We start from the raw sequence: 25,625 nt of genomic DNA on the forward strand, positions 1-25,625 counted from the left end.
TCCCGCCCGCTTCAATGTCAGGGATTTTGTTTGTGAACTCTTCACCATCCAAGGCTTCACCATCCAAGGCTTCACCATCCAAGGCTTCGCCGCGTTCGTCGAAAGACGCGACCTCCGACCTGTTCGACCAATCCGCGCTCTCGACGCTGGCGCAGCGCCTCGTCGAGGCCGCCAGGCGCGCGGGCGCTGACGCCGCCGACGCGGTGGCGGTGCGCGGCGTGTCGCAGGGCGTCGAAGTGCGCGACGGGCGCGTCGAGGAGTCCGAGCGTTCCGAAGGCGACGATGTCGGATTGCGCGTGCTGGTCGGCAAGCGCCAGGCGGTGGTTTCGACCAACGACATCAGCGGCGATGGCGTCGCCAAGCTCGCCGAGCGCGCGGTGGCGATGGCGCGCGTTGCGCCCGACGACAAATATGTCGGCCTCGCCGATCCGTCGCTGTTGGCGCGCGAATTTCCCGATCTCGATTTGCTCGACCGCAAGGTCCCGTCGACGTCGGAACTCGAGCGCCGCGCCATGGAGGCGGAAGCCGCAGGCCTCGCGGTCAAGGGCGTCAGCAAATCCGGCGGCGCGTCCGCCTCGAGCGGTATCGGTGGCATGGTGCTGGTGACCTCCACCGGTTTCCACGGCTCTTATCTGCGCTCGAGCCAGGGCATCTCGATGACCGCGATTTCCGGCGACGGCACCGGCATGGAGCGCGACTACGATTTCACGTCGGCGCCGCATGCCTCCGATCTCGCCTCGCCTGAAAGCGTCGGCCGCAGGGCGGGCGAACGCACGGTTGCAAGGTCCAATCCGCGCAAGGTCGAGACCTGCAAGGTGCCCGTGGTGTTCGATCCGAGGGTCGCGGGATCGCTGGTCGGCCATCTCGTCGGCGCGGTCAACGGCGCATCGATCGCGCGCAAGACCAGTTTCCTGAAAGACCGGCTGGGCGAGCAGTTGTTTGCCGGCAACATCCGCATCATCGACGATCCCCTGCGGGTGCGCGGCCTGCGTTCGCAGACCTTCGACGTCGAGGGCGTCAAGGTCAAGAAGCTCGCGATCATCGATGACGGCGTGCTGACCACCTGGCTCCTGGATTCCGCAACCGCCCGCGAGCTCGGCATGGTCACGACCGGGCACGCCCATCGCGGCGTATCGTCGTCGCCGTCGCCGTCTTCCTATAATCTGCATCTCGAAGCGGGCGAGCTGACGCCGAAACAGCTGATCTCCGATATTAAACAGGGATTTTACGTCACCGATCTGATCGGCTCGGGCGTCAATGGCGTCACCGGCGACTACAGCCGCGGCGCGTCCGGCTTCTGGATCGAGAACGGCGAGATCACCTATCCCGTCAGCGAAGTGACGATCGCGGGCCATCTGCTGCCGATGTTCAAATCGCTGGTCCCGGCCAACGATCTGGAATTCCGCTACGGCGTCAATGCGCCGACGCTGCGCATCGAGGGTTTGACGCTTGGCGGACGCTGACACGATCGACAACACCAGCGCACGCGATGCCGCCCTGCTGACCGACACCGTGCGGGAGGCGGGCGCGCTGGCGCTGTCGCTGTTTCGCACCGAGTTGAAGAACTGGACCAAGGGCGTCTCGTCGCCGGTCTCCGAGGCCGATATCGCCGTCAACGATCTGCTTGAACGCAGGCTGCGCGCGGCGACGCCGGACTATGGCTGGCTGTCGGAAGAAAGCGTCGACGACGAGCAGCGTCTCGGCAAGCCGCTGGTCTGGATCGTCGATCCCATCGACGGCACCCGCGGCTATCTCGCGGGCCGCGAAGACTGGTGCGTCAGCGTGGCGCTGGTGGCGGGCGCAACACCGGTGCTGGCGGCGGTGTTCGCGCCGGTCGGCGAAGAGTTTTTCTTTGCCGCGCGCGGGCAGGGCGCGACGCTCAACGACGTTGCGGTGTCGGCGACCGCCGGCACCGAGCTGGATTTTTCCCGCATGGCCGGCCCCAAACCGCTGGTGCAGCGGCTGAGCCCGTCTGCGGAAGAAATCACGCTGTTTCCGCGAATCGGTTCATTGGCGCTGCGGCTGTGCCGGGTCGCGCAGGGCAGCCTCGATGCCGCTTTTGCGGGCGGCCAGAGCCGCGACTGGGACCTTGCGGCGGCCAATTTGATCGTGCAGGAAGCGAATGGTAGGATGACGGCGCTCTCGGGGGACACGATCGAGTACAATCGCCGGGAGGTGGCGCACGGGGTGCTGGTGGCAGCGGGACACGATCGTCATGCACGCATTGTCGAGCATTTTCGAAACCGTCCGTTGCCCTGAACACGTCCGACACGCGCCTGAAATCCTTTACTCACGACCAGTGCTGCTTGCCGGGCATCTCGTTTAGGAAAGACCATCATGCCAGATAGTGCCCAGCCGCAATTGCTTCACCTCGTCATCGGCGGCGAGTTGACCGATCTCGAACACACGACGTTCAAGGATCTCGATCAGGTCGAAATCGTCGGCGTCTACCCCAATTACGCTTCGGCTCATGCGGCCTGGAAGGCGAAGGCGCAGCAGACCGTGGACAATGCCCACATGCGCTATTTCGTGGTCCACCTCCACCGGTTGCTGGATCCGGGTCAAGAAGCAAAGCCCTCCCGTTGAAAAGATTAGTTCGCGATTTGCTGCGCAGCAGCTGGGTTCAGCGCGCGCTGGGTTTCCTCGCGGCCGAATATCTGCGGCTGGTCTGGCTGACCAACCGGTTCAGCTACGACCCGGTCGATGTCTATGAGCAGGTCGAGCCGCTCATGCCGGCGATCCTCGCGTTCTGGCATGGCCAACACTTCATGACGCCGTTTATCAAGACCAAGGAGTCCTACCGGGCAAAGGTGCTGATCTCGCGGCATCGCGACGGCGAATTCAACGCGATCGCCGCGGAACGGCTCGGCATTCGCACGATCCGGGGCTCCGGCGATCATGGCGGGGCCTTTCACCGCAAGGGTGGCGTCGGCGCCTTCAGGGAGATGGTGCTGGCGCTGGAGGAGGGCTGGAATGTAGCGACCACCGCCGACGTGCCGAAGCGCGCGCGGGTCGTGGGCCTCGGCCTGATCATGCTGGCGCGGGAGTCCGGACGGCCGATCCTGCCGTTTGCGATGGTCACCAGCCGGTTCCTCCGGCTGAAAAACTGGGACTCGTCTACCATCAATTTGCCATTCGGGCGCGGCGCAGTGGTAGGTATTGATGCCGTATACGTGCCGCCTGACGCCGACGCCGAGACCATGGAAAAACTGCGGCTGCAGGTGGAAACTTACCTGAACGAAGCGACCCGCCGCGCCTATGCAGCCGTCGGGCGTCCGGAGGCAGCGCTTGGCTAATTCGCTACCGATGACGTTGCGCGTCTACCGGAAACTGTCGTTCGCGGTGGTGCCGCTGGCGCCTGCGCTGATCAAGCGGCGGCTCAAGCTCGGCAAGGAAGATCCGGCGCGGGTCGGCGAACGGCGCGGCATGAGCGACGACGTCCGGCCGCACGGACCGCTGGTCTGGATTCACGGCGCCAGCGTCGGCGAGGTGCTGGCCGCAGCCGCCCTGATCGAGAAGCTGCGGGCGCTGAATCTCCGCATCCTCCTGACCTCCGGTACGGTGACGTCGGCGGCGATCGTCGCCAAGCGGTTTCCCCCCGACGTCATCCATCAATATGTGCCCTACGACGCGCCGCGCTATGTCGCGCGGTTTCTCGACCACTGGCGCCCGTCGCTGGCGCTGTTCATCGAATCGGACCTGTGGCCGAACCTGATCCTGGCGAGCGCGGCGCGGCGGCTGCCGATGGTCTTGATCAACGGGCGGATGTCGCAGCGCTCGTTTCCGCGCTGGCGCCGGGTCTCGAACACGATTTCGGCGCTGCTCGGCCGGTTCGATGTCTGCCTGGCGCAGTCGCAACTCGATGCGGATCGCTTTTCGGCGCTGGGCAGCCGCAACGTCGTGACCACCGGAAATCTGAAGCTGGATGTTCCGGCTCCGCCGGCCGATCCGGCAAAGCTCGAGCGGCTGATGGCGATGACACGCGGCCGCCCGATCGTGGTCGCCGCATCCACGCATCCCGGCGAGGAAGAGATTCTGGCGGAGACGCACAAGACGCTGGCCGGCTTCTTTCCGGGATTGTTGACCGTGATCGTGCCGCGCCATGCCGATCGCGGCGAGGCCGTCGCCCGCACTATCGAGGCTTTGGGCCTGCACGCAAGCTTGCGTTCGCGCGAGCAATTGCCGACGGCGGCGACCGATATCTATGTCGCCGATACCATGGGCGAACTGGGCCTGTTCTACCGGCTGGCGCCGATCGTGTTCATGGGCGGGTCGCTGATCGAACATGGCGGGCAAAATCCGATCGAGGCGGTCAAGCTCGGCGCGGCGATCGTTCATGGCCCGCATGTCTTCAATTTCACCGATGTCTACGAAGCGCTCGATGCGGCCGGCGGCGCGCGACGGGCTGATAGCCAGGAGGCGCTGGTGAAACAGCTCGGCCAGCTGCTGGCCGATCCCAAGGCGCGCGAAGCATCGCTGGCGGCCTCCGAGCGCGTGGTCGAACAGCTCGGCGGCGCGCTAGAACGCACGCTTGCGGCGCTCGAGCCCTATCTGTTGCAGCTGCGGCTCGAAATGGGAGCCGCGAATGCGTGAGCCGGGCTTCTGGCACGGCCCGCCTTCCTGGAAATCGCATCTATTGAGGCCGCTCGGCGCGCTCTATGGCGCCATCGCCGCCAAACGCCTGCAGCGCGATGGTCTCGATGCCGGCATTCCCGTGCTCTGCGTCGGCAATTATCATGTCGGCGGCGCCGGCAAGACGCCGACGGTGCTGGCGCTGGCCGGACTGCTGCGCGATCTCGGCGAGACGCCGGTCGTGCTCAGCCGCGGCTATGGCGGCAAATTGCGCGGCCCGGTCAGGGTCGATCCCGTCAGGCATGCGGCCAGCGACGTCGGCGACGAGCCGCTGATGATGGCCGCCGCCCTGCCGGTGGTGGTCTCGCGCGAGCGTGCCGACGGCGTGCCGCTGGCGCGCGCGCAAGGCGCTTCCGTGATCCTGATGGATGATGGGTTCCAGAACCCGTCGGTGGCCAAGGACGTCTCCCTGATCGTGATCGACAGCGACCGCGGCCTCGGCAACGGCCGCGTGCTTCCGGCCGGCCCCTTGCGCGCGCCGCTGCGGCCGCAATTGGCGCGCACCGATGCGCTGGTCATTGTCGGCCAGGGCGCCGCTGCCGAGGCGGTGGCGTCCGAACTCACGGCGCGCGGAAAGCCGGTGCTGCGCGCGCGTCTAAAACCCGATGACGCGTCGGTCGCGTCGCTTCGCGGCAAGCGCGTGCTGGCCTTTGCCGGCATCGGCGATCCCGCCCGCTTCTTCGCAACCTTGCGCGCCAGCGGGATCGAACCGGTCAGGCAGCGCGCCTTCGCCGATCACCATTCGTTTTCGCAAGGCGAGATCGAGGCGCTGATCGCGGAGGCCAAACGCGACACCCTGACGCCGGTGACGACGCAAAAGGATTTTGCGCGGCTGCAGACAAATGGCGAAGTGCCCGGCTGGGCGCGCGCGATCGTGCCGTTCGCGGTGACGCTGGAGTTCGACGACGCGGCGCTGTTGCGGAAGTTCGTGACGGAGCGGCTGTTTCAGGCGCGCGACAGGAAATTTCGCGATTGATACGTTCACAGTCGTCGTCCCGGCCTTGAGCCGGGACCCATAACCACCGCTGTTAATAACTGAGAACAGCTGGCGCATCAGCTTGGCATAACCACGACGACCTGTGACTATGGGTCCCGGCTCCTTGTGCGCAATTGCGCACTGGGCCGGGACGACAAAAATCACGCCTTCAACGCGCCGGGAAAATGCCGCTGCAGCACGGCAGAGGGAACAGCATAGGCTTCCTGCAAATCGACGCTCCAGTATTTCAGTTCGTCGAGCGGGATCCGCGTGTCGGTGATCGCGCAGCGCACATAGGTTCCCGGCGAGATCACGCGGAAATCGCCGTCCAGATATTGCACCTGCGCTTCGCCACTGCCCGAGGGACCGAATTTATTCAGCACCGTTTAATTCTCCGATAGGCCCGGCCCGTTCGGGAGGCCTTAAGTGTATTTTCGAGATTCGATCTATCATAAATAGGTCGTAGTGTCCGCCCCCGAAACCCACCTACTTGTGATGATTTTGTGCCCCTTTCGCATGATAGCCTTGCGCCCATGGTTCGCTGCGTTTCCAGCGCGATCAAGATCCGGCCAGACCCGATGCGCCCTCGGTCAGCAACCGCATTCCTGACGCATTTTATACTGGCCATTGTCTCGGCCGTTGCCTCGACCTTTGCGCTGGCTTTCGCCGCGGATGCGGCGGCATTGCCCGCGCCGCATCAGGTCGACATCCCCGCGGCCAATCTGACCCTGCACGCCCAGCTCTACAAGCCGGACGGCGACGGGCCGTTTCCCACCGTGATCGCGCTGCATGGCTGCGGCGGATTGGGCGGACATTCCGAGCCGGTGCTGCCGCGCTACCGCGACTGGTCGGAACAATTGTTGAAGACCGGTCATGCGGTGCTGCTGCCGGACAGCTACGGCTCGCGCGAGCTCGGCCCGCAATGCCGGGTCAACGAGCGGCACGTGCGCGCACGCCGCGAGCGGGTCGCCGACATCACGGCGGCGCGGCAATGGCTGGCGCAGCAGCCCTGGGCCGCGCATGACCGCATCAGCCTGATCGGATGGGCCAATGGCGCCAGCGCGTTATTGTGGGCGGTGCGGCCGCAGTCGTCGCGTGGCACCGCGCCGGAATTCCGGTCGGCGATCGCATTCTATCCGGACTGCCGCAGTTCCTCCGGGCTCGGCTGGAGCGCGCGGGTGCCGACGCTGCTCCTGATCGGGGCCAAGGACGACATCAGTTCGCCGTCGGCCTGCCGCCAGATGGTCGACGGTGCGCGCGGCCGCACCGCGCTGACGCGGATCGAAGTCTATCCCGGCGCCGCCCATGATTTCGACCGCGCCAATCTGCCGCTGCATGCGGTCGGCGGCAACGCCGACGCCGCGGTGCCGGAGCACGGCCATGTCGGCACCGACACGGATGCGCGCGCCGACTCGCAAAAGCGCGTCGCGGAGTGGCTGGCTCGGTAGATCTCCTTACCCTCCCCCTCCAGGGTCCCTCCAGCGGAGGGTGAAGGTTCACCCCCCCCTAAAACAAACTTCCCTGGTCGACCGGTTTTGCAACGCGCTTGGGCGCCAGCGTCTTCGCTTCCTGCACGACCACCTTCGGCTCGCTCGCCGGCGCCGACGTCGCCGCCGGCCGGTCCGCATCCGCGGTCGCCGCGACGCGGCCGTCGGCGAATTCGATCGACAGATGCGCGCTCGGCCCGACCGCAGCCGCGGCGTGCACGGCGCGACCCTGTTCGTCGCGAACCAATGCAAAACCGCGCGCCAGCACGCCGCGATAGGACAGCGCCGACAGCAATTGGCCGCTATGGGCGACGCGCGCCTCGAGCCGCTGCATGGCAGTCACCAGCGCGCGGCGGGCGCGCTCGGCCAGCCGTTGCGTGCGCTCGCGTTCCCGCGCGATTTTGGTCCGTTGCGCCTGCGCATTGGAGAGCTTCGAGGCCTTCAGCCTGATCTCCAGCCCGGCAAAGCGATCCCTGCGGTTGCGCAATAGCGCGCGGGCGGAAAGCCTCATCCGTTCGCCGGAGACGGTCAGGCGCTGCCTCGCCTGCGAGACCTGTCCGTGCAGCACGCGCAACGTGAGCCCCGCGCTGATCTGCGCGAAGCGGCGATGATGCGCATGGGTGTTCGCCTTCAATCCGCGCGGCAGCGCAGAGCCCAGATGATCCAGCCGCTGCCGCGGGATCGCCAGCAACTCGCTTAGCCCCGGCAGCGCGCGCGCCGCGGCGCGCAGTTCGTTGCGGCGGCTCTCCTGGCCGCGCTGCCAGCAGATCATCGTGCGCCGCGCCAGGCTCTCGACCTCGACGAACAATTCGCTGCGCACGGGGACGGCCATTTCGGCGGCCGCGGTCGGTGTCGGCGCGCGCTTGTCGGCGGCAAAATCGATCAGCGTGATGTCGGTCTCGTGCCCGACCGCCGAGATCAGCGGGATCATGCTGTCGGCGGCGGCGCGGACCACGATCTCCTCGTTGAACGACCACAAATCTTCCAGCGAGCCGCCGCCGCGCGCGACGATCAGCAAATCCGGCCGCGGGATTTTGCCGCCTGCCGGCAGCGCGTTGAAGCCGCGGATCGCGGCCGCGACCTGTTCGGCCGAGCCTTCGCCCTGCACCTTGACCGGCCACACCAGCACCCGGCGCGGAAAGCGGTCTTCCAGCCGGTGCAGGATGTCGCGAATGACCGCACCGGTCGGCGAGGTGACGACGCCGATCACTTCCGGCAGCCACGGCAGCAATTGCTTGCGCGCCTCGTCGAACAGGCCCTCGGCGGCGAGCTTCTTCTTGCGCTCTTCCATCAGCGCCATCAGCGCGCCGATCCCGGCCGGCTCGATCGCCTCGATCACGATCTGGTATTTTGACGAGCCCGGATAGGTCGTGAGCTTGCCGGTCGCGATGACCTCAAGCCCCTCCTGCGGCTTGAACCGCATCCGGGCATGCACGCCCTTCCAGATCACCGCCTCGATCTTGGCGCTCTCGTCCTTCAGCGCGAAATAGCAGTGCCCGGAGGAGTGCGGCCCGCGAAAACCGGAGATTTCGCCGCGCACCCGGACATGGCCGAAATTGTCCTCCACCGTCCGCTTCAGCGCGGAGGAGAGTTCCGAGACGGTGAATTCAGGCGCGTTGATCAGGTTTTCCGCTGGCGGCATCGGCAATCGATTCGGTCTTTCCGGGCTTTGGCGCAAGGTAGGGACTTTTGGTTATCCCCGCCAATCCGGACCTTGTCGTATTATTGTCTCTGTGGTACAGAGTACTCTGTAAGTAGGGAGGAAGGTATGGCCATCAAGCTAATACGAGGCACACTGAACCTGTTGAAATGGACCTTGTGCGGCGTCGGCGTGCTGGCGCTGGTGGTGCTGGCCTTGCTGGCAACGCCACTGCAGCCGGTGCCGGAACTGCAATCGATCTCGCGGGCGCGAGCCACCGTCGATCTTTCCAGCCTGCCAGCGATTGAACGGTTCCAGGGCCGCGACGGCAGCTGGCTCGGCTTCCGGCATTACGCGGCGGGTGGCACGCCGACCGGCCGCGTGGCGATTGTGATTCATGGCTCCTCCGGCTCCAGCGGCGGCACTATCCATGCGCTGTCGCAGGCGCTGGCTGCGCATGGCGTGGAATCCTTTGCGGTCGATATGCGCGGCCACGGCGCGTCAGGCACGCGCGGCGATATCGGCTATGTCGGCCAGCTTGAGGACGATCTCGCCGACTTCGTCGCGGTGTTGCGCAAGACCGTGCCGTCAGCGCCGCTGACCTTGATCGGCCATTCGGCCGGCGGCGCCTTTACACTGCGCGTGGCGGGCTCGCCGATTCAGAACCTGTTCGAGCGCTTCGTGCTGCTCGCGCCCTATCTCGGCTACGATGCTCCCTCCACCCGGCCGAGTTCCGGCGGCTGGGCCAGCGCCGATATCCCGCGCATCCTCGGCCTGCTGGCGCTGCGCAAGCTCGGGATCACCTGCTGTGAGGCGCTGCCGGTGCTGGCGCTTGCGGTGCCGCCGAACTCCGGGAAGACGCTGGTGTCGACCTATACCGACCGGTTGATGCGCAACTTTGCGGTGCGGGGCAATTTCCGCCACGATCTCGCCGCCGCGACAAAACCGCTCACCATCATCTCCGGCGCCGACGACGAATTGATGTTTACGGACAAATACGCCGAAGCCGTGCGCGGCGCGAAGGTCGCGGTCGACGTCAGGGTGCTCGACGGCATCAACCACATGGGTATCGTCGCCGCGCCGAAGGCGGTATCCCTCATCGCCGAAGATGTCGCCACACGCACCATGGCGGGGTCATAGCGGCGATGTTGCGGGGGAGGGCAACATGATCGACAGCCGCGAGGCCTCCGAGGCGCTCGCCGAAATCAACGAGATGACGCGCCGCGTCCGGCAATCGCGGATCTACAATCTCGCCAGCCTGATGCTGATCATGTGGGGGGCACTGGTATTTGCCGGCTATCTCGGCTCGTTTTTGCTGCCGCGTCAGGCCGGCTATTTCTGGGCCGCGCTGAACGTCGCGGGCGTCGCGGGCTCGTTTACGATCAGCACCATCGGATATCCCAAGACCGGCATTCGGACCTTCGATGTCAGGATGCTGATCGCGTTCCTGTTATTCTTCGCCTTTGGTTTCCTCTGCACGAGCGTGCTCGGCCACTTCACGCCGCGCCAGATGGGCACGTTCTGGCCGATCTATTTCATGCTGCTCTACATCATCGCCGGGCTCTGGTTCGGACAAGCCTTTGTCGTGATCGGTCTATGCATCAGCGCACTGGCGCTGGTCGGATACTTCCTGGTCGGCGACTGGTTCGACTTGTGGATGGCGTTCGTCGATGGCGGTGGGCTGATGTTGGGCGGCCTCTGGATGCGTCGGAGCTAGCGCCATGGCCGAGCTCGACGATATTATCCATCAACCGCTGCGGCTGCGGATCATGGCGGCGCTCAACGTGCTGCCGGCGACCACGGGGCTTGAGTTCTCAAAACTGAAAAAGCTGACCGGCGCCACCGACGGTAATCTCGGCGCCCATATCGAGACGCTGGCCAAGGCCGGCTATGTCTCGGTCGAGAAGGCCTTTGTCGGCAAGAAGCCGCAGACCACGGTGACAGCCACCGCCGCCGGCCGCGGCGCCTTCGCCCGCCACGTCGCGACGCTGCAGGAGATCATCGCGGCTTCGGGCGGGAAGGCCTGAGCGAAACTCCTCTGCACAAGCGTGACGCTCCCCCTTGCAGGGGGAGGGAGTTTTGTGCGACCGACTAGAACATGATGAGTTCAGGTTGACGCGAATGGTCAACTTTCTCCCTCGCCCCGCTTGCGGGGAGAGGGTCGGGGTGAGGGGGACTCTCAACGAGTTCAGTGCGCGGAGAGTCCCCCTCACCCGAAGCCTTCGGCTTCGACCTCTCCCCGCAAGCGGGGCGAGGTGACCCGAGCGCTGGCACCGATTCAACCCGAAATCATCACGCGCTAGAACCTCCACCTCCCGCATCTGGCTCTTGTCATGAACATCCTTCTGCTCGGTTCCGGCGGCCGCGAACACGCTTTGGCGTGGAAGATCGCGGCGTCTCCGCTGCTGACGAAACTATGGTGCGCGCCGGGCAATGCCGGGATCGCCCGGGAAGCCGAATGCATCGCGCTCGATGTCGCCGATCATCCTGAAGTGATCGATTTCTGCAAACGCAACGCGGTGGATCTGGTCGTGGTCGGTCCGGAGACGCCGCTCGCAGCCGGGATCGTCGACGACCTCACGAGCGCCGGGATCAAGGCGTTCGGACCGAGCAAACTCGCCGCCCAGCTCGAAGGCTCCAAGGGATTCACCAAAGACTTCTGCAGCGAATTCAACATTCCGACCGGCGCCTACCGGCGTTTCGGTAACTCTGCCGACGCGCTGGCCTATGTGCGCGCGCAGGGCGCGCCGATCGTGGTCAAGGCCGACGGCCTCGCCGCCGGCAAGGGCGTTGTCGTCGCACAAACCCTGGCCGAGGCCGAAGCCGCCATCGCGATGATGTTCGAAGGCGGATTCGGCTCGGCCGGCGCCGAGGTCGTGATCGAGGAATTTTTATCGGGCTGCGAGATCAGCTTCTTTGCGCTGTGCGACGGCGAGACCGCGATCGCGCTGGCCACAGCGCAGGACCACAAGCGGGTGTTCGATCACGATCAGGGACCGAATACCGGCGGCATGGGCGCCTACTCGCCGACCCCGTTCGTGACGCCCGAGATCCACGACCAGATCATGGCGCGGATCATCCTGCCGACGGTCGCCGGCATGAAGACGCGCGGCACGCCGTTCCGCGGCATACTCTATGCCGGCGTAATGCTGACGGCGCAGGGACCCAAACTGTTCGAATACAACGTCCGCTTCGGCGATCCCGAATGCCAGGTCTTGATGCTGCGGATGATGTCGGACATCGTGCCGGCGTTCCTCGCCTCCTGCGACGGCCAGTTGAAGAACTTTGACCTCCGCTGGTTTCCCGATCCGGCGCTGACGGTGGTGATGGCGGCCAAAGGCTATCCCGGCGACTACGCCAAGGGCACGCGCATCGAGGGGCTCGATGACGCGGCTAAAATCGAGGGTGTCGAAATCTTCCACGCCGGCACGGTGGCAAAGGACGGCGCCATTCTCGCCAATGGCGGCCGCGTGCTGAACGTCTGCGCCTCCGGCAGGACGGTGAGCGAGGCGCAGCAACGCGCCTATCAGGCGGTCGACCGCATCCAATGGCCGGACGGTTTCTGCCGCCGCGACATCGCCTGGCAGGCGGTGGAGCAGGAGCGCGCGAAGGGCTGACACTACCTCCGCCGTCATTGCGAGGAGCGTAGCGACGAAGCAATCCATTCCTCGGCGTGGACTGCTATGGATTGCTTCGCGGAGCCTGTCATCGGGCGCGCGTTCGCGCGACCCGTTGGCTCGCAATGGCCTCGCCACCGTTCGCCAAACTGCCCGACGGGCAAATCACCCAAAACCTGTCAAGCCCGCGCCAAGAAAATTCTCCGCTTGTGCCGTCGGGCAAATCAGTGGTGTTTCTCCGCCCGTCTCACCCGACAAGAGGGGCGGCTCGCGATCGTCACGTACGTGCGGTGGGATGCGGTGGACGCGGATGTGCCTTTGACGAGCGGCGCTGAAACGTACGGCGAAGTCGTGTGGTCCTGACGCCCCGACGCTGGCGTCAAGTTGTGTGGAGCGATCCGCATGGCGACGGTGGCAAGAAAGCCCGTTCACCGGGGAGAGCGCGTTATAAGCCGTAAAGCCATTGCGCAGGGAATGCCGGATTGCCTCCGCTGAACCTGTATGCTCGTGTGCGTTTTTTTGTGCATGTTTGCACACGAGACCGCGGGTGCAGCGTGCATCCGGCATTTCCTGCGCCCTCTGAGTTCCGAGGGCGGGACGTTTCAGGAAAACCTCGCGCAAATCATGCGGCGAGATCGCGAAGGCATGTTTGGAGCGTCGTCATTGCGAGGAGCGCAGCGACGAAGCAATCCATTCCTCGGCTTGGACCGCTATGGATTGCTTCGCGGAGCCTGTCATCGGGCGCGCATTCGCGCGACCCGGTGGCTCGCAATGACGTTACAGCAAATCTCCACCGGCTGCGCTCGCCGTGGTGCCGTGCTCGCGGAACGCCTTGATGACGTTCTTGCCGATCCGCCATTTGTGCACTTCGTCGGGACCGTCGACCAGCCGTTGCGCGCGGACCTGGGTGTACCATTTGGCGAGCGGCGTATCCTGGCTGAAGCCGAGCGCGCCGTGGAGCTGGATCGCGGTGTCGATCACCTTGTGCACCATGTGCGCATGGAAGATCTTTGCGATCGAATTCTCCTGTCTTATGTCCATGCCCTTTTCCGCCTTGTAGGCGATATGCAGCAGCATCAGCCGGCCGATATAGAGCTCGCTGGCGCAGTCGGCGAGCATGAACTGCACCGCCTGGCGGTCGGCGAGCAGCGTGCCGAAGGTCGAGCGCTTGGTCACATGCGCGGCCGCCATGTCGAGCGCGCGCTGGGCCTTGGCGACGTTGTGCATGCCATGGCGCAACCGGCCATAGGCGAGGCGGTGCTGGCCCATGGCAAAACCGTTGCCTTCGCCGCCGACGAGATTGTCGGCCGGCACCTTCAGATCCCTGATCTCGATCTCGGAGTGGCCGCCATGGATCACGTCGTCATGCGGTCCCTCGAGCGCCATGTTCGCGACATTGCGCTTGATCTTGTAGCCGGGGTTCGGCAGTTCGACGAGGAAGGTCGAATATTGCTTGTGCCGCGGCGCGTTCGGATCGGTCTTGGCCATCACCAGCGCCATGTCGGCGACGCTGGCGGACGAGGAGAACCATTTCTCGCCGTTGAGAACGTAATTCTCGTTGCCGTCCTTCACAGCTGTGGTCTGCATGCCCGTGGCGTCGGCGCCGGCGGCCTTCTCGGTCATCGAGAAACAGATCCGTTTGTCGCCGTTGAGCAGGGGTTTTAGGAATTTCTCCTTCTGATATTCCGTGCCATGGGCCAGGATCGTCATCATCGAGGCGTCATCGGGGCCCTGCGTGTTCATCGACAGCGCGCCGAGCATGCTCTCGCCGAGCTCCATCTGCACCAGCGCGTTGGCCAGCGGGCCGAGGCCCATGCCGCCATATTCCTTCGGCACCCACGGGCACCACAGGCCCTGTGCGCGAGCCTTCTTCCGCAGCGGACCCAGTACCTCGGCGAGCGGCTTGGTATCGAGTTCCTTTTCCGCGGGGATGCATTCGTCATGCACCCATTTGCGGACCTTTTCGCGGATCGCCTTGGCTTCGGCCGGAATCTCGAAATCGATCGACATGGCATTTCCTCGTTTCGGTTTGTTGTTGGTTGGGCCTGGCAATGGCATAAACCCGCGACATGCCAGCGGCAACGGCAAACAAAGTTTGAAGCAACGGCGTGCCGGCCAGGGAGTACCAACGCAATGCCCGATCTCGCAGATTTGTTTCCTGGCTTTGGCTCCGAATGGATCAACACCTCAGCGGGGCGCATCTTCGCGCGCGTCGGCGGCAAGGGACCGCCGCTGATGCTGCTGCACGGATTTTCCCAAACCCATGTGCAATGGCACCGCGTCGCGCCGCAGCTCGCTGACAAATTCACGCTGATCATCGCGGACCTGCCGGGTTATGGTTGGTCGGACATGCCCGACAGCGACAAGGAGCATTTGCCCTACACCAAGCGCGCGATGGCGAAGACGATGGTCGAGGCGATGGAGCAACTCGGCCACGTCCATTTCGCGCTCGCCGGCCACGACCGCGGTGGGCGCGTCTCGTACCGGCTGGCGCTCGATCACCCCGGGCGTCTGTCGAAGCTGGCGGTGCTCGATATCCTGCCGACCTATAATTACTGGGAGCGCATGAACCGGCTCTACGCGCTGAAGATCTATCACTGGACCTTTCTGGCGCAGCCCTATCCGCTGCCGGAGACCCTGATATCAGGCAATCCGGATTTCTTCCTCAAGCAGAAGATGGCGAGCCAGACCAAGTCGAAAACGCTTGCTGCAATCGATCCGCGCGCGCTGGAACATTATCTGGCGCCGTTCCGCGATCCCTCCCGCCTGCATGCGATGTGCGAGGATTATCGCGCCGGCGCCTATGCCGATTACGAGATCGATAAGGCCGATCACGACGCCGGCAAAAAAATCACGATCCCGATGCTGGCCCTGTGGGGCGACGCCGGCGTCGCCAGCGCCGCCGCCACGCCGCTCGACACCTGGAAGAACTGGGCGACCAACGTTTCGGGCGCGCCGGTGGATTCCGGACATTTTCTGACGGAGGAGAATCCGGAGGTGACGGCGAAATTGTTGAGGGAGTTTTTTACGGCGGCGTAATTTTCCCGTCATTGCGAGGAGCGAAGCGACGAAGCAATCCATCTATGCGGTATGCCGCGAGATGGATTGCTTCGCGGAGCCTGTCATCGGGCGCGCGTTCGCGCGACCCGGTGGCTCGCAATGACGGCTGAAAAGCGCGGCCTACCTTCTCACCTTGAAAAACTCCTTGAGCAGCGACGCCGCCTCGGTCTCGCCGACCGCGGAGTAGACCTCGGGGACATGATGACAGGTGGGGGAGGCAAAGAACCGCACGCCGGAATCGACCGCGCCGCCCTTGGGATCGGCCGCCCCGTAATACAGCCGCCGGATCCGCGCGAACGAGATCGCGGCCGCGCACATCGTGCACGGCTCCAGCGTGACATAGAGGTCGCAATCGACCAGCCGCTCGGTGCCGATGGCCTCGGCCGCCTGCCGGATTGCCAGAATCTCGGCATGGGCGGTCGGATCGCGGTCGGTCAGGGTCCGGTTGCCGGCGGTGGCGATGACGTCGTAACCCCTGACAATCACGCATCCGATCGGAACTTCACCCGCTTTTCCGGTGTTTTCGGCGGTTTTCAGGGCCAAATCCATGAAAGAAGGGGCGGTCATGCCTCGTATCATCGGAAGAAACCTGCTATGAGGTGCGCCTTCAGCAAAAGTGGATACCGGTTTTGCGTGAGAATGCGCCTTGAGCCAAGTGCGCGCGCGTTATCGCTATGACAGCCCATCCACGTCAGCCTGATCGCCATTTCATTCGTTTACGAGAGACCATTCATGCCCCGCGATGATGATAAAAACAACGATTCCCGCGGCCGGCGTGACCGCCCGTCCGGCGGCAAGGGCCGTTCCGGCGCCGCGCGCGGACCGGAGAAGAAATTCGCCAAGCGCGGCTTTGCCGGCAAAAGCGACGGCGCCAAATCCTTCGGCAAGAAGCCTTATGCCGGCGGCGGCAAGCCTTACGCCGGCAATCGCGACGATCGTCCGCCGCGCCGCGATTATGGCGACGCGCCGCGGCCGCCGCGCTTCAATCGCGACGACCGTCCCGCCGGCGATCGTCCCGATCGTGGGCCGCGCAAGGAATTTCGGCCGCGCGAAGACCGTGGCGGCGACAAGCGCCCGTACACGCCGCGCGGCGATCGTCCGAACTTCAATCGCGACGACCGCGCGCCGCGCCGGGATCGCGACGATGCCCGTCCGGCCGCGCGATCATCCGACCGGAAATTCGGCGATAAAAAGCCTTACACGCCGCGCGACCGCGATGGCGAAAAGCGGCCCTATACCCCGCGCGGCGAAGGTTTTCGCAAGGACGGCGACCGGCCGCGCGGCGATCGCCCGTACAGCCCGCGGCCCTCGCGTGATGGCGATCGCCCCGACCGCAAGTTTGGCGGCGACAAGAAATTCTCCCGTGGCGCGCCGGACCGTGGTCCGCGCAAGGATTTTGGCAGCCGCCCGGACGGTGGCCGGAATCGCGACGCGGGAGATCGCGGCGATTCCAAGCCGTGGCAAAAGCGCGATGATCGTGGCGAACGCGATTCCCGCCCGCCGCGTGACGGTGCGCGGAATTTCGACAAGCCGCGTTTTGACAAACCTCGCTACGACAAGCCGCGCGACGATCGCCCGTCCGGAGACCGCCCGTTTCGTGAGCGTCCGAAATTCGACCGTCCCCGCGAGGACCGTCCCCGCGAGGACCGTCCCAAATTCGACCGCCCGCGTCAGCGCCCGGAAGGCCGCACCGACTGGCAGGAACATCCGCGCAGCGAGGCCGGTGAGGATCGGCCGCGCCGCGAGAACGAGGACGACAGCAGGATTTTTGCAAAACGTCCGGCGTTCGGCGGCCGTGGCGCCTATCGCGAGCGCACGACTGAATTCGAAAAGCGCGGGCCGCGGCCGCCGAAGGAAAAGAAATCCGGCGAGCGCATCGCAAAAGTGGTCTCGCGCGCTGGCCTGGCCTCGCGCCGTGACGCCGAGGAATGGATCACGCAGGGCCGCGTCACCGTCAACGGCCGCGTCATCAATTCGCCGGCGCTCGACGTTACCGCCAACGACGTCATCACCGTCGACGGCAAGCCGTTGCCGCCGCGCGAGCGCACGCGGCTGTGGATGTTTCACAAGCCGCGCGGCCTGATGACCACGCACGCCGATCCGGAAGGGCGGCCGACGGTGTTCGACAATCTGCCGGAAGGCCTGCCGCGGCTGATCTCGATCGGCCGGCTCGATTTCAACACCGAGGGCCTGCTGCTGCTGACCAACGACGGCGGGCTGGCGCGTGCGCTCGAACTGCCCGACACCGGCTGGCTGCGGCGCTATCGCGTCCGCGCTCATGGCGAGGTCACCCAGGCGCAGCTCGACGAGTTGAAGAAGGGCGTCGAGGTCGATGGCGTCAAATATGGCTCGATCGATGCGACCCTGGAGCGCGACCAGGGCGCCAATGTCTGGCTGGTGTTTGCGATCCGCGAAGGCAAGAACCGCGAAGTCCGCAACGTGATGGCGCATCTCGGCCTCGAGGTGAACCGGCTGATCCGGGTGTCTTACGGCCCGTTCCAACTCGGCGAACTTGCCGAGGGCCAGGTCGAGGAGGTCAAGACCCGGGTGCTGCGCGAGCAGCTCGGCGAAAAGATCGCAGCCCTTGCGGGCGCCGATTTCAACCGGCCGATGCCCGGCCAGGCCAATGACGAGCCCGCCGATGATGCGGCCCCGCGCGGCAAAAAACCGTTCAAGCCTTTGGGCAAGAGCGCGCTGATCGCCGACCGCAAGGGCCGCCGCGTGCTGGTACAACGCACCGGCAGCGACGAAGCCCGTGCCCGCAACGAGGAAGAGGCCAATGGCTACGGCCCGCCGCGCCGCCCCCAGCGCGGCTATCACGGCAAGCGCGATTTGAAGCCGCGGGACGAGTAGAGCCGTTTTCGATGCGCTTGCGATCGGAGCTTGCAGCGAGTTCAGTTTCACCTCTCCCATCGGGAGAGGTCGGATTGCGAAGCAATCCGGGTGAGGGGTTACGATCTATCGATAGACCGTACCCCCTCACCCCAACCCTCTCCCTATGGGAGAGGGGGCGCACCTCCCGCCCCGAACCGTCGAGTGCACGTTAATGCGCGTCGTCGGTGGACGATTGAAGGGCCGTAATCTCGCGTCGCCATCCTCGCGCGATATCCGGCCGACCGCGGACCGCTTGCGCGAGTCGGTCTTCAATATTCTGATCCACGCCTATGACAACCCGATCGAGGACGCGCGCGTGCTCGACCTGTTCGCCGGCACCGGCGCGCTCGGCATCGAGGCGGTGTCGCGCGGCGCCAAATTCACGTTGTTCGTCGACAATGGCGCCGAGGCGAGAGCGCTGTTGCGCAACAATGTCGAGGCGCTGGGCTTGGGCGGCGTCACAAAAGTCTATCGCCGCGATGCCACCGATCTCGGCCCGGCGCATCCGGTCGAGCCGTTCTCGCTGGTGTTCTTGGACCCGCCCTACGCCAAGGGCCTGGCAGACAAGGCGCTGATCTCGCTGCGCGATGGCGGCTGGCTGACGCCGGGCGCGCTGCTCGTGGTCGAGGAAGCGAAGGCGGCGGCATTCGCCGCGCCCCAGGGTTTCGAGGAGCTGGAGCGGCGGGCCTATGACGATACGGAGTTCGTGTTTTTGAAAAGCCAACCCTAACTCGTCATGCCCCGCGAAGGCGGGGCATCCAGTATTCCAGAGAGCTCGATGTTATCTCGACCGCCGCGGCGTACTGGATCGTCCGGTCAAGCCGGACGATGACAGCGGAGGTCATCACCTTCGCCCGAACAATTTCTCGATATCCGACAGCTTCAGTTCCACATAGGTCGGACGGCCGTGGTTGCACTGGCCGGAATTCGGCGTGTCTTCCATTTCGCGGAGCAGCGCGTTCATCTCTTCCGGCTTGAGGCGGCGGCCGGCGCGCACCGAGCCGTGGCAGGCCATGGTGGCGGCGACATGCATCAGCCGGCGCTCCAGCGGCAGCGCCTCGTCCCATTCCGCCATATGCTCGGCGAGGTCGCGCAGCAGGCCGCTCGCATTGGCCTTGCCGAGCAGCGACGGCGTCTCGCGCACTGCGACAGCACCAGGGCCGAAGGATTCGATCGCGAGCCCGAAGGAGCAGAGTTCCTCGGCCCGGTCCAGCAGCTTCTCCACCGTCGCCTCGTCGAGCTCGACGATCTCCGGTATCAGCAGGATCTGCCGCTGCACGCCGTTCTTCGAAAGCGATGCCTTCAGCCGCTCATAGACGATGCGCTCATGGGCGGCGTGCTGGTCCACCACGATCAAGCCGTCGCGGGTCTGCGACACGATGTAGGTCTCGTGGATCTGCGTTCGCGCCGCACCCAGCGGGCGGTCGAGCAGGTCGGCGGCGGGTTGCTCCTGGAAGCGAACATCGGCGGTCGGCGTGCCGACGTCGAATGCGGCCTGGCCCGGCTCGGCAAAGGCGGTTGCCGCCGAGGCGTCGAAACCAGGCATCGGCCTCACCGGATAGGCCGGCGAGCGCTGCCAGTCCCAATTGGCCGGGCGTGGCGTCAGCGACGGACGGAACGCGGAGATCGCAGCACCATCGGTATTGGCAGCGGTGCGCCTGCCTTCGCGAGCAAGCCCGTCCTTCAGCGCGTGCACGATCAGCGCGCGCACCAGCCCGGCGTTGCGGAACCGGACCTCGGTCTTGGCCGGATGCACATTGGCATCGACTTCCTGCGGCGGCAGCGTCACGAACAGCGCCACCACGGGATGGCGGTCGCGCGGCAGGTAATCGGAATAGGCCGCGCGCACCGCGCCGAGAATGAGCTTGTCGCGCACCGGGCGGCCGTTGACGAACAGATACTGGCCGAGCGCGTTGGCGCGCGTGAGCGAGGGCGCGGCGGCAAAGCCTTCGACCACGACGCCTTCGCGCTCGCTGCGCACTTCGATTGCGCTGGAACGAAAGTCACTTCCCAGGATATCGCCGAGCCGCGTCAGCCGGCCCGCGGCGCCGGGCAGGGCGGCGGCCCAGGTCACCGGCGCGCGCTCCTCGCCGGCCAGCGTGAAGGCGATGTCGGGCCGCGCCATGGCGAGGCGCCGCACTACTTCGCGGATCGCTTCGGCCTCGGTGCGGTCGGTCTTGAGGAATTTCAGCCGCGCCGGCGTCGCATAAAAGAGATCGCTGACTTCGACGCGGGTGCCCTGGCCAAGGGCTGCCGGCATGATCTGCGATTTCGCGCCGCCTTCGACCGACAGCGACCAGGCATGGGGTTCACTGGCGTGGCGCGTGGTGATGCCGAGTTTGGCGACGGCGCCGATCGAGGGCAGGGCCTCGCCGCGGAACCCGAGCGTGCGGATCCGCAACAGATCCTCGTCATCGAGTTTGGAGGTGGCGTGGCGATCGACCGCCAGCGCCAGATCGGCATGGGTCATGCCGCCGCCGTCATCGGTGATGCCGATCCGCCGCCGGCCGCCGCCATCGGTGAAAATGTCGATCCGGCTGGCGCCGGCGTCGATGGCGTTTTCAACCAGTTCCTTGACCACGCTCGCAGGACGTTCGACCACCTCGCCGGCGGCGATGCGGTTGACGACCTGTTCGGGGAGCTGGCGGACGGGCATGGGGTCTCGGTCACGATTCGAGGCGTGGTGCGTATTCTAGGCGGGTATGACGGCAAATGCATGGGCGGCAGGCGGAATTCGTTCCCCGCTGGGGATGAAGGCGAACTATCGCCTTGAAGATGCTGATGTTCGACATTGATTTAAGGTGCTCCCTGCCCGGGATTGTGAGGTCGCGGGCACGGGTATATCGTTTAGAAAAATTATAATCCGACGGGAGGAACGCCATGTGCCATCTGTTCGCGCACCAGCCTCAGCGGGACTATGAATCGCAGACCCGATCGCTGCGGATCGGCGGCCATTGCACCTCGATCCGGCTGGAAATGTCGTTCTGGGACACGCTGGAGGAAATCGCCGCGAAGGAGGGCATGAGCCTCGCAAAATTCCTCACCACGCTGCACAACGAAGTCCTCGACCACCATGGCGAGGTCAATAATTTCGCGTCGCTGCTGCGCTGCTCATGCCTGATCTATCGCTCCAAAAACGCCGTCGCCGTCCCGGAATTTCACCGCAATGAAGCGGCCATTCTCGACGCCGCCGAATAGAATTTGCTCACGTCCAAAAGGAAGCGGCCCTGTCCCGTTCCGGACAGAGCCGCTTTGGTTTGAGCGAACCTAGATCTCCTTGCGCTGCATCGCGCCGGCGATGTGGTCCGCCTGGCGGATCGCGAGTGACACGATCGTCAGCGTCGGGTTGCAGGCGGCACCGCTGGTGAACTGGCTGCCGTCAGACACGAACAGGTTCTTGACGTCGTGGGTCTGGCCGAACTTGTTCACCACGCCGTCCTTCGGTTTCTCGCTCATCCGGTTGGTGCCCATGTTGTGGGTGCTGGGATAGGGCGGCGTCGGATAGGTCACGGTGGCGCCGACGGCCTCGTAGACGGCGGAGCCGTGCTTGTAGGCGTGATCGCGCATCGCGAGGTCGTTGGGGTGGTCGTCGAAATGCACGCTCGCGACCGGCATGCCGAACTTGTCCTTCGCCTTCGGGTCGAGCGTGATGCGGTTGGTTTCCTGCGGCATGTCCTCGCCGACCAGCCACATGCCCGCCATCCGCGGATAGGCTTCCATCGCGCTCGAGAACGATCGTCCCCACGCGCCCGGATTGAGGAACGCGGCCATGAAGGGTAGGCCGAGCGACAGCGTCTCCATCTCATAGCCGCCGACAAAGCCGCGTTTGGGGTCGTTCGTCGCCTCATCGCTGATGATGCCGGCCATGGTGGTGCCGCGATACATATGGACCGATTTTTCGAACACGGCATACACGCTGCCGGTCATGTGCCGCATGTAGTTGCGGCCGACCTGACCGGAGGAATTGGCAAGGCCGTCCGGGAACAGGGTCGAAGCGCTGTTGAGCAACAGGCGCGGGCTCTCGATCGAGTTGCCGGCAACCGCCACCACGCGCGCCTTCTGGCGCTGCATGGCGCCGGACCCGTCGGCATAAACCACACCGGTCACCTTGCCGGACGCATCATGCTCGATCTTGATCGCCATGCTGTTGGGGCGCACTTCGAGATTCCCGGTGGCTTCGCCCTTGGGAATTTCGGTGTAGAGCGTCGACCATTTCGCACCGGATTTGCAACCCTGGAAGCAGAAGCCGATCTGCTGGCAGGACCCGCGGCCGTCGCGCGGTTCGCTGTTGATCGCCATGCGGCCGGTATGGACTTGCTTGTAACCGAGCTTCCTGGCGCCGGCTTCCATCACCTTGAAATTATTGTTGCCGGGCAGGCCGGGAATGCCGTTGGTGCGGGTGACGCCCATCTTGTCTTCGGCCTTGGCGTACCACGGCTCCATTTCGGCGAGCGTGATCGGCCAGTCCAGCAGATTGGCGCCGGGCATGCCGCCATAGGTCGTCTTGATCTTGAATTCGTGTTCGTCGAAGCGCAGCGACGCGCCAGCCCAATGGGTGGTCGAGCCGCCGACCGCCTTGACGATCCAGGCCGGAACGTTGGGGAAGTCCTTGGCCACGCGCCAGCTCCCCGATGTGGTGCGCATGTCGGACCAGGCGAGCTGGCTAAAACTCTCCCATTCGTCGTTGACGAAGTCCTGGTTCTCGATGCGCGCGCCGGCTTCAAGGATCACGACCTTGACGCCCTTTTGCGCGAGCTCATTGCCCAACGTACCGCCGCCCGCGCCCGAGCCCACGATCACGACCACGCCGCTGTCATTCAGATCGAATTTTGCCATTTTTTTTCCTCCTCACCATCAGTTGCGCGGGGTTCAAGCCTTCGGCAGCCAGTCGATATCGGCGAAGCCGCGATTGATGTAGCCGCCATGTTCGGCCGACGAGCCCTCGTAACCGAACTTCGGCCAAACCTCTTTCTGGTTGTAGAGGGAGACGACGAGGTCGCCGCGGATCTGCTGGAAGAAGGCGGTCTGCTCGATGCGCTGCAGCAGCGCCACGCGATCGGCTTCCCATTGCACCCCGGTATAGGGAACCTTGTGACGGTCGTTGGCCTCCTGATCGAGCCGCGCCACGCCGTCGTTGATCAACGACTTCACCGCGGGATCTTTCGCCGCCTTGCCGTCCCACGGCTTGACCGCGGTGATGTAGTAGCTGTCGCCGAGGAAGTCGTGCGGATAGATATCGCGCGCCATCTTCAACAGCGTCTTCAGCGTCGCCGGCGTGAGCGCGGTCGCATCGTCCGCCCAGGCGTCGGTGATCCCCAGGCCCGCGCTTGTTGCGATAGCAACTGCCGGCACTGTCGTGGCTGCGCCTTGGAGAAAGACGCGGCGATTATATTTGCTTCGACGATCGACTTCTCTCATGGGTGTCCTCCGTTGAATGCTTGTTGATTTCAATTAACCAAAGCGGCCGCCGCGCTGGATCACTTCGATCTTGTAACCGTCGGGGTCGGCGACGAAAAAGAAGCGCGCCAGCGTCTTGCCGTCATGCTTGAAGTCGCGCAGCGGTCCGGGCGACAGCTTTTCCTGCTCGAATCTGGCGTGTTCGGCGTCGATGTCATCGACGACGACGGCAAGGTGGCCGTAGCCGTCGCCCAGCGAATAGCTTTCCTTGCGATCGAAATTGACAGTGAGTTCGACCTCGAAGGGCGAGGAAGGATGTCGCAGATAGATCAATGCGAAATCCGGAAACTTGAGGTGGTCGGCGACTTTGAGCCCGAAGGCGCGCGCGTAGAAATCCAGCGATTTCGCCTCGTCGAGCACGCGGATCATCGAGTGAACGGGTTTTGCCATTCAGTTCAGCTCCTTGAGATAGGCGATGACGGCGGCGCGGGTCTCGGGCTTCGCCTGGCGATAGGCCATGACGGCACCGGGAATCATCTGCTGCGGATTGGTCAGCCAGGCGTCGAGCCTGGCCTCATCCCAGATGAAGTCGGCCTTTGCGAAGCCGGCGGAGTAGTGAAAGCCGTCCATCTTGCCTGCCGGCCTGCCGACGATCTTGAATAGCGACGGACCTTGCCTGATGGGGTCGGAGGGGTTCGTGGTGTGGCAGGTTGCGCATTGCTGCTTGAACAGCGTCGCCCCATCGGGCGGCTTGGCCGCCGGCAGCGGCATTTGCGCGCCGGCGGTCTGCACGGCGAGCAACGCGCCGCAGAATCCCGGCCCGATCGCCCGTATCGCGCGCAGCCTTGTCATGTGCATCACCGTTGGCGTGCGCAGACTTTAGGTCGCCGCAAACAAGCGGTGGTAGTAGCGGGCTGTTTCACCGCAGAACAAAAGCGGTCATGACTTCGGCCAACCCTCTTTGGCCAAACCGGTTCCCGAACTCGCCGGGATGGCCGTTCTGCAAAAAATCTGATGACCCGCGAACCGAAACGGCGTCCGGGCGGCTCTATTTTGTCGGGTTCTGCCCGATGTGCGCCATGGTCGGCCGAAAGCATTCCTCGTCATGACGGCACTGGCGCCAACCGGACGCTGCCCCCCAGGGCTGATCGACGCCGCGCGGTGCGGGACGAAAAAGCCCTGTTGTCGCTGATTGCGGCGGCGCAGCCCGACGTCCGGCGCTATGCCGCGCGCAATTGCCGGGTGGCCGATATCGACGATGCGGTCCAGCGTCGATCCGAGCGTCGATCCGAGGCTTGCCTTGGTGGCGCGATCCTCCGTAGTTGGCCGGCCGCCATCGGATTGGATGTGTCAAAGGGCATTTTCGCGGAGTTTTTGTGAACGGCGTCGAGACAGGGCGGCGGACTGCCGCATATTGGGTTGGTCCGTGGCCAAGGTTTCGCGAAATGACCCCGAAATCTCTAAACGATGACCACACGGCGCGGCTTGCATCGCGAACGCGCCGCTCGCGACACGCTATTCGGGGCGATGAGCAGGTCAGGTCCAGGCGAGCGGTGGAGCGAATTGCCGGACTGTTCATCCCCTCAAACTGGGAGAAGTGAATGAAGTTAGTGAAAGCCTCAGCAGTCGCGCTTGCCATCTCGGCCATGCTCGCCGGCCCCGTGCTGGCGCAAGGTGCGTCATCCGACACCCGTATCCGCGGCGGCGCGCAGGGCAAGACCAACATGCAGGGCGGAGCGTCCGGCAGCGGTGACGAGGAATTCGATGCGCAGGCGGGCGCTGCCGGAGAAAAGGCCGGCGTCAACGCAAAGACCGGTGCGAAAGGTACCGTAGGCGCCGGTAGCGGAGCGGTCAGGGGGACTGGTGGTGCAGCCACCGATCCCGCGACCGGAATCAAGCGCAACTAGAGCGCCGCGCCCTTCGACGGGTTCGCTTTCGAAAAC

At 64.8% G+C, this 25,625-nt stretch carries 26 protein-coding genes; 17 read left to right on the forward strand and 9 right to left on the reverse strand.

Going from position 1 to position 25,625, the window contains the following annotated elements:
* Positions 1-14 precede the first annotated feature (14 nt).
* From NL528_RS09985 to lpxK, 6 genes are all read left to right on the forward strand, one after another.
* Entirely contained in the window at positions 15-1,463 is a 1,449-nt protein-coding gene (locus tag NL528_RS09985) for a TldD/PmbA family protein (protein WP_375143998.1), read from the forward strand.
* On the forward strand, positions 1,450-2,259 hold the full coding sequence (locus NL528_RS09990) for a 3'(2'),5'-bisphosphate nucleotidase CysQ (RefSeq protein ID WP_309182528.1): 810 nt from the start codon (positions 1,450-1,452) through the stop codon (positions 2,257-2,259). The genes NL528_RS09985 and NL528_RS09990 overlap by 14 nt, the downstream gene beginning before the upstream one ends.
* Positions 2,260-2,337: 78 nt before the next feature.
* Positions 2,338-2,586, forward strand: a complete 249-nt coding sequence (locus NL528_RS09995) for a DUF4170 domain-containing protein (protein WP_309182529.1) — start codon at positions 2,338-2,340, stop codon at positions 2,584-2,586.
* Positions 2,583-3,296 (forward strand): lysophospholipid acyltransferase family protein, encoded by a 714-nt coding sequence (locus tag NL528_RS10000; RefSeq protein WP_309182530.1) that lies wholly within the window; start codon positions 2,583-2,585, stop codon positions 3,294-3,296. Before NL528_RS09995 ends, NL528_RS10000 begins: the two co-directional genes overlap by 4 nt.
* Positions 3,259-4,593: a 3-deoxy-D-manno-octulosonic acid transferase gene (locus NL528_RS10005; protein ID WP_309182531.1), complete on the forward strand. Its 1,335-nt coding sequence runs from the start codon at positions 3,259-3,261 to the stop codon at positions 4,591-4,593. Before NL528_RS10000 ends, NL528_RS10005 begins: the two co-directional genes overlap by 38 nt.
* Positions 4,586-5,608: a tetraacyldisaccharide 4'-kinase gene (gene lpxK / locus NL528_RS10010; RefSeq protein WP_309182532.1), complete on the forward strand. Its 1,023-nt coding sequence runs from the start codon at positions 4,586-4,588 to the stop codon at positions 5,606-5,608. The genes NL528_RS10005 and lpxK overlap by 8 nt, the downstream gene beginning before the upstream one ends.
* Before the next feature lie 161 nt (positions 5,609-5,769).
* Here the strand turns inward: lpxK and NL528_RS10015 are convergent, their stop codons facing one another.
* Positions 5,770-5,991 carry a DUF2093 domain-containing protein gene (locus tag NL528_RS10015; RefSeq protein WP_309182533.1) on the reverse strand — a complete coding sequence of 74 codons (222 nt, stop codon included), beginning with the start codon at positions 5,989-5,991 and terminating at the stop codon, positions 5,770-5,772.
* Between the two features lie 195 nt (positions 5,992-6,186).
* On the opposite strand from NL528_RS10015, the gene NL528_RS10020 reads away from it, so the two are divergent.
* Positions 6,187-7,056, forward strand: coding sequence for a dienelactone hydrolase family protein (locus NL528_RS10020; RefSeq protein ID WP_309182534.1), 870 nt, complete (start codon positions 6,187-6,189; stop codon positions 7,054-7,056).
* A gap of 58 nt (positions 7,057-7,114) precedes the next feature.
* Here NL528_RS10020 and xseA read toward each other — a convergent pair whose 3' ends face one another.
* Positions 7,115-8,737: an exodeoxyribonuclease VII large subunit gene (gene xseA / locus NL528_RS10025; protein WP_309182535.1), complete on the reverse strand. Its 1,623-nt coding sequence runs from the start codon at positions 8,735-8,737 to the stop codon at positions 7,115-7,117.
* Positions 8,738-8,863: 126 nt separating this feature from the next.
* On the opposite strand from xseA, the gene NL528_RS10030 reads away from it, so the two are divergent.
* The 4 genes from NL528_RS10030 to purD all read left to right on the forward strand — a co-directional run bounded on the left by NL528_RS10030 (position 8,864) and on the right by purD (position 12,351).
* Positions 8,864-9,874, forward strand: a complete 1,011-nt coding sequence (locus NL528_RS10030; protein ID WP_309182536.1) for an alpha/beta fold hydrolase — start codon at positions 8,864-8,866, stop codon at positions 9,872-9,874.
* Positions 9,875-9,899: 25 nt separating this feature from the next.
* Positions 9,900-10,451 carry a hypothetical protein gene (locus NL528_RS10035; protein ID WP_309182537.1) on the forward strand — a complete coding sequence of 184 codons (552 nt, stop codon included), beginning with the start codon at positions 9,900-9,902 and terminating at the stop codon, positions 10,449-10,451.
* A 4-nt stretch (positions 10,452-10,455) separates the two neighbouring features.
* The gene (locus tag NL528_RS10040) at positions 10,456-10,761 is read left to right on the forward strand and encodes a transcriptional regulator (RefSeq protein WP_309182539.1); all 306 of its coding nucleotides are present in this window, start codon (positions 10,456-10,458) and stop codon (positions 10,759-10,761) included.
* A 306-nt stretch (positions 10,762-11,067) separates the two neighbouring features.
* A complete protein-coding gene (purD, locus tag NL528_RS10045) occupies positions 11,068-12,351 on the forward strand; it encodes a phosphoribosylamine--glycine ligase (RefSeq protein ID WP_309182540.1) in 1,284 nt (427 codons plus the stop codon).
* Between the two features lie 777 nt (positions 12,352-13,128).
* Here purD and NL528_RS10050 read toward each other — a convergent pair.
* Complete coding sequence (locus NL528_RS10050; protein WP_309182541.1) at positions 13,129-14,361, reverse strand: acyl-CoA dehydrogenase family protein; 1,233 nt, start codon at positions 14,359-14,361, stop codon at positions 13,129-13,131.
* 123 nt (positions 14,362-14,484) lie between these two features.
* Here NL528_RS10050 and NL528_RS10055 point away from each other — a divergent pair, with 123 nt between their 5' ends.
* The gene (locus NL528_RS10055; protein ID WP_309182542.1) at positions 14,485-15,390 is read left to right on the forward strand and encodes an alpha/beta hydrolase; all 906 of its coding nucleotides are present in this window, start codon (positions 14,485-14,487) and stop codon (positions 15,388-15,390) included.
* 141 nt (positions 15,391-15,531) lie between these two features.
* Here NL528_RS10055 and NL528_RS10060 read toward each other — a convergent pair whose 3' ends face one another.
* Positions 15,532-15,990: a nucleoside deaminase gene (locus NL528_RS10060; RefSeq protein WP_309182543.1), complete on the reverse strand. Its 459-nt coding sequence runs from the start codon at positions 15,988-15,990 to the stop codon at positions 15,532-15,534.
* 153 nt (positions 15,991-16,143) lie between these two features.
* Between NL528_RS10060 and NL528_RS10065 the strand changes: the two genes are divergently transcribed.
* Positions 16,144-18,264, forward strand: a complete 2,121-nt coding sequence (locus NL528_RS10065; protein WP_309182544.1) for a pseudouridine synthase — start codon at positions 16,144-16,146, stop codon at positions 18,262-18,264.
* A 193-nt stretch (positions 18,265-18,457) separates the two neighbouring features.
* Positions 18,458-19,015, forward strand: a complete 558-nt coding sequence (gene rsmD / locus NL528_RS10070) for a 16S rRNA (guanine(966)-N(2))-methyltransferase RsmD (RefSeq protein ID WP_309182545.1) — start codon at positions 18,458-18,460, stop codon at positions 19,013-19,015.
* 114 nt (positions 19,016-19,129) lie between these two features.
* On the opposite strand, the gene mutL is transcribed toward rsmD, so the two are convergent.
* Positions 19,130-20,941, reverse strand: a complete 1,812-nt coding sequence (mutL, locus tag NL528_RS10075) for a DNA mismatch repair endonuclease MutL (RefSeq protein WP_309182546.1) — start codon at positions 20,939-20,941, stop codon at positions 19,130-19,132.
* A 224-nt stretch (positions 20,942-21,165) separates the two neighbouring features.
* On the opposite strand from mutL, the gene NL528_RS10080 reads away from it, so the two are divergent.
* The gene (locus NL528_RS10080) at positions 21,166-21,483 is read left to right on the forward strand and encodes a ribbon-helix-helix domain-containing protein (protein WP_309182547.1); all 318 of its coding nucleotides are present in this window, start codon (positions 21,166-21,168) and stop codon (positions 21,481-21,483) included.
* A 69-nt stretch (positions 21,484-21,552) separates the two neighbouring features.
* Here NL528_RS10080 and NL528_RS10085 read toward each other — a convergent pair whose 3' ends face one another.
* Genes NL528_RS10085 through NL528_RS10100 form a run of 4 tightly spaced genes read right to left on the reverse strand, consistent with a single transcriptional unit; the run spans position 21,553 to position 24,453 of the window.
* A complete protein-coding gene (locus NL528_RS10085; protein WP_309182548.1) occupies positions 21,553-23,121 on the reverse strand; it encodes a GMC family oxidoreductase in 1,569 nt (522 codons plus the stop codon).
* 33 nt (positions 23,122-23,154) lie between these two features.
* The gene (locus NL528_RS10090) at positions 23,155-23,703 is read right to left on the reverse strand and encodes a gluconate 2-dehydrogenase subunit 3 family protein (RefSeq protein WP_309182549.1); all 549 of its coding nucleotides are present in this window, start codon (positions 23,701-23,703) and stop codon (positions 23,155-23,157) included.
* A 33-nt stretch (positions 23,704-23,736) separates the two neighbouring features.
* Positions 23,737-24,132, reverse strand: coding sequence for a VOC family protein (locus NL528_RS10095; RefSeq protein ID WP_309182550.1), 396 nt, complete (start codon positions 24,130-24,132; stop codon positions 23,737-23,739).
* Positions 24,133-24,453, reverse strand: coding sequence for a c-type cytochrome (locus tag NL528_RS10100; RefSeq protein ID WP_309184846.1), 321 nt, complete (start codon positions 24,451-24,453; stop codon positions 24,133-24,135).
* Positions 24,454-24,696: 243 nt separating this feature from the next.
* Here NL528_RS10100 and NL528_RS10105 point away from each other — a divergent pair, with 243 nt between their 5' ends.
* Together NL528_RS10105 and NL528_RS10110 are read left to right on the forward strand one after the other, a co-directional pair.
* Entirely contained in the window at positions 24,697-25,062 is a 366-nt protein-coding gene (locus tag NL528_RS10105) for a hypothetical protein (protein ID WP_309182551.1), read from the forward strand.
* A gap of 221 nt (positions 25,063-25,283) precedes the next feature.
* Positions 25,284-25,589: a hypothetical protein gene (locus tag NL528_RS10110; RefSeq protein WP_309182552.1), complete on the forward strand. Its 306-nt coding sequence runs from the start codon at positions 25,284-25,286 to the stop codon at positions 25,587-25,589.
* Positions 25,590-25,625: the final 36 nt, after the last annotated feature.

Origin of the sequence: Bradyrhizobium sp. Ash2021 (assembly GCF_031202265.1) — a bacterium.
Classification (GTDB): domain Bacteria; phylum Pseudomonadota; class Alphaproteobacteria; order Rhizobiales; family Xanthobacteraceae; genus Bradyrhizobium.

Bases quoted from the DNA above. Each gene is read 5' to 3' on its own strand.
- NL528_RS09985 (WP_375143998.1), top strand. From the start codon at position 15: ATGTCAGGGATTTTGTTTGTGAACTCTTCACCATCCAAGGCTTCACCA.
- NL528_RS09995 (WP_309182529.1), top strand. From the start codon at position 2,338: ATGCCAGATAGTGCCCAGCCGCAATTGCTTCACCTCGTCATCGGCGGC.
- NL528_RS10005 (WP_309182531.1), top strand. From the start codon at position 3,259: ATGCAGCCGTCGGGCGTCCGGAGGCAGCGCTTGGCTAATTCGCTACCG.
- lpxK (WP_309182532.1), top strand. From the start codon at position 4,586: ATGCGTGAGCCGGGCTTCTGGCACGGCCCGCCTTCCTGGAAATCGCAT.
- NL528_RS10020 (WP_309182534.1), top strand. From the start codon at position 6,187: ATGCGCCCTCGGTCAGCAACCGCATTCCTGACGCATTTTATACTGGCC.
- xseA (WP_309182535.1), bottom strand. From the start codon at position 8,737: ATGCCGCCAGCGGAAAACCTGATCAACGCGCCTGAATTCACCGTCTCG.
- NL528_RS10030 (WP_309182536.1), top strand. From the start codon at position 8,864: ATGGCCATCAAGCTAATACGAGGCACACTGAACCTGTTGAAATGGACC.
- NL528_RS10035 (WP_309182537.1), top strand. From the start codon at position 9,900: ATGATCGACAGCCGCGAGGCCTCCGAGGCGCTCGCCGAAATCAACGAG.
- NL528_RS10040 (WP_309182539.1), top strand. From the start codon at position 10,456: ATGGCCGAGCTCGACGATATTATCCATCAACCGCTGCGGCTGCGGATC.
- purD (WP_309182540.1), top strand. From the start codon at position 11,068: ATGAACATCCTTCTGCTCGGTTCCGGCGGCCGCGAACACGCTTTGGCG.
- NL528_RS10050 (WP_309182541.1), bottom strand. From the start codon at position 14,361: ATGTCGATCGATTTCGAGATTCCGGCCGAAGCCAAGGCGATCCGCGAA.
- NL528_RS10055 (WP_309182542.1), top strand. From the start codon at position 14,485: ATGCCCGATCTCGCAGATTTGTTTCCTGGCTTTGGCTCCGAATGGATC.
- NL528_RS10060 (WP_309182543.1), bottom strand. From the start codon at position 15,990: ATGATACGAGGCATGACCGCCCCTTCTTTCATGGATTTGGCCCTGAAA.
- NL528_RS10065 (WP_309182544.1), top strand. From the start codon at position 16,144: ATGCCCCGCGATGATGATAAAAACAACGATTCCCGCGGCCGGCGTGAC.
- rsmD (WP_309182545.1), top strand. From the start codon at position 18,458: ATGCGCGTCGTCGGTGGACGATTGAAGGGCCGTAATCTCGCGTCGCCA.
- mutL (WP_309182546.1), bottom strand. From the start codon at position 20,941: ATGCCCGTCCGCCAGCTCCCCGAACAGGTCGTCAACCGCATCGCCGCC.
- NL528_RS10080 (WP_309182547.1), top strand. From the start codon at position 21,166: ATGTGCCATCTGTTCGCGCACCAGCCTCAGCGGGACTATGAATCGCAG.
- NL528_RS10085 (WP_309182548.1), bottom strand. From the start codon at position 23,121: ATGGCAAAATTCGATCTGAATGACAGCGGCGTGGTCGTGATCGTGGGC.
- NL528_RS10090 (WP_309182549.1), bottom strand. From the start codon at position 23,703: ATGAGAGAAGTCGATCGTCGAAGCAAATATAATCGCCGCGTCTTTCTC.
- NL528_RS10095 (WP_309182550.1), bottom strand. From the start codon at position 24,132: ATGGCAAAACCCGTTCACTCGATGATCCGCGTGCTCGACGAGGCGAAA.
- NL528_RS10100 (WP_309184846.1), bottom strand. From the start codon at position 24,453: ATGCCGCTGCCGGCGGCCAAGCCGCCCGATGGGGCGACGCTGTTCAAG.
- NL528_RS10105 (WP_309182551.1), top strand. From the start codon at position 24,697: ATGACCCGCGAACCGAAACGGCGTCCGGGCGGCTCTATTTTGTCGGGT.
- NL528_RS10110 (WP_309182552.1), top strand. From the start codon at position 25,284: ATGAAGTTAGTGAAAGCCTCAGCAGTCGCGCTTGCCATCTCGGCCATG.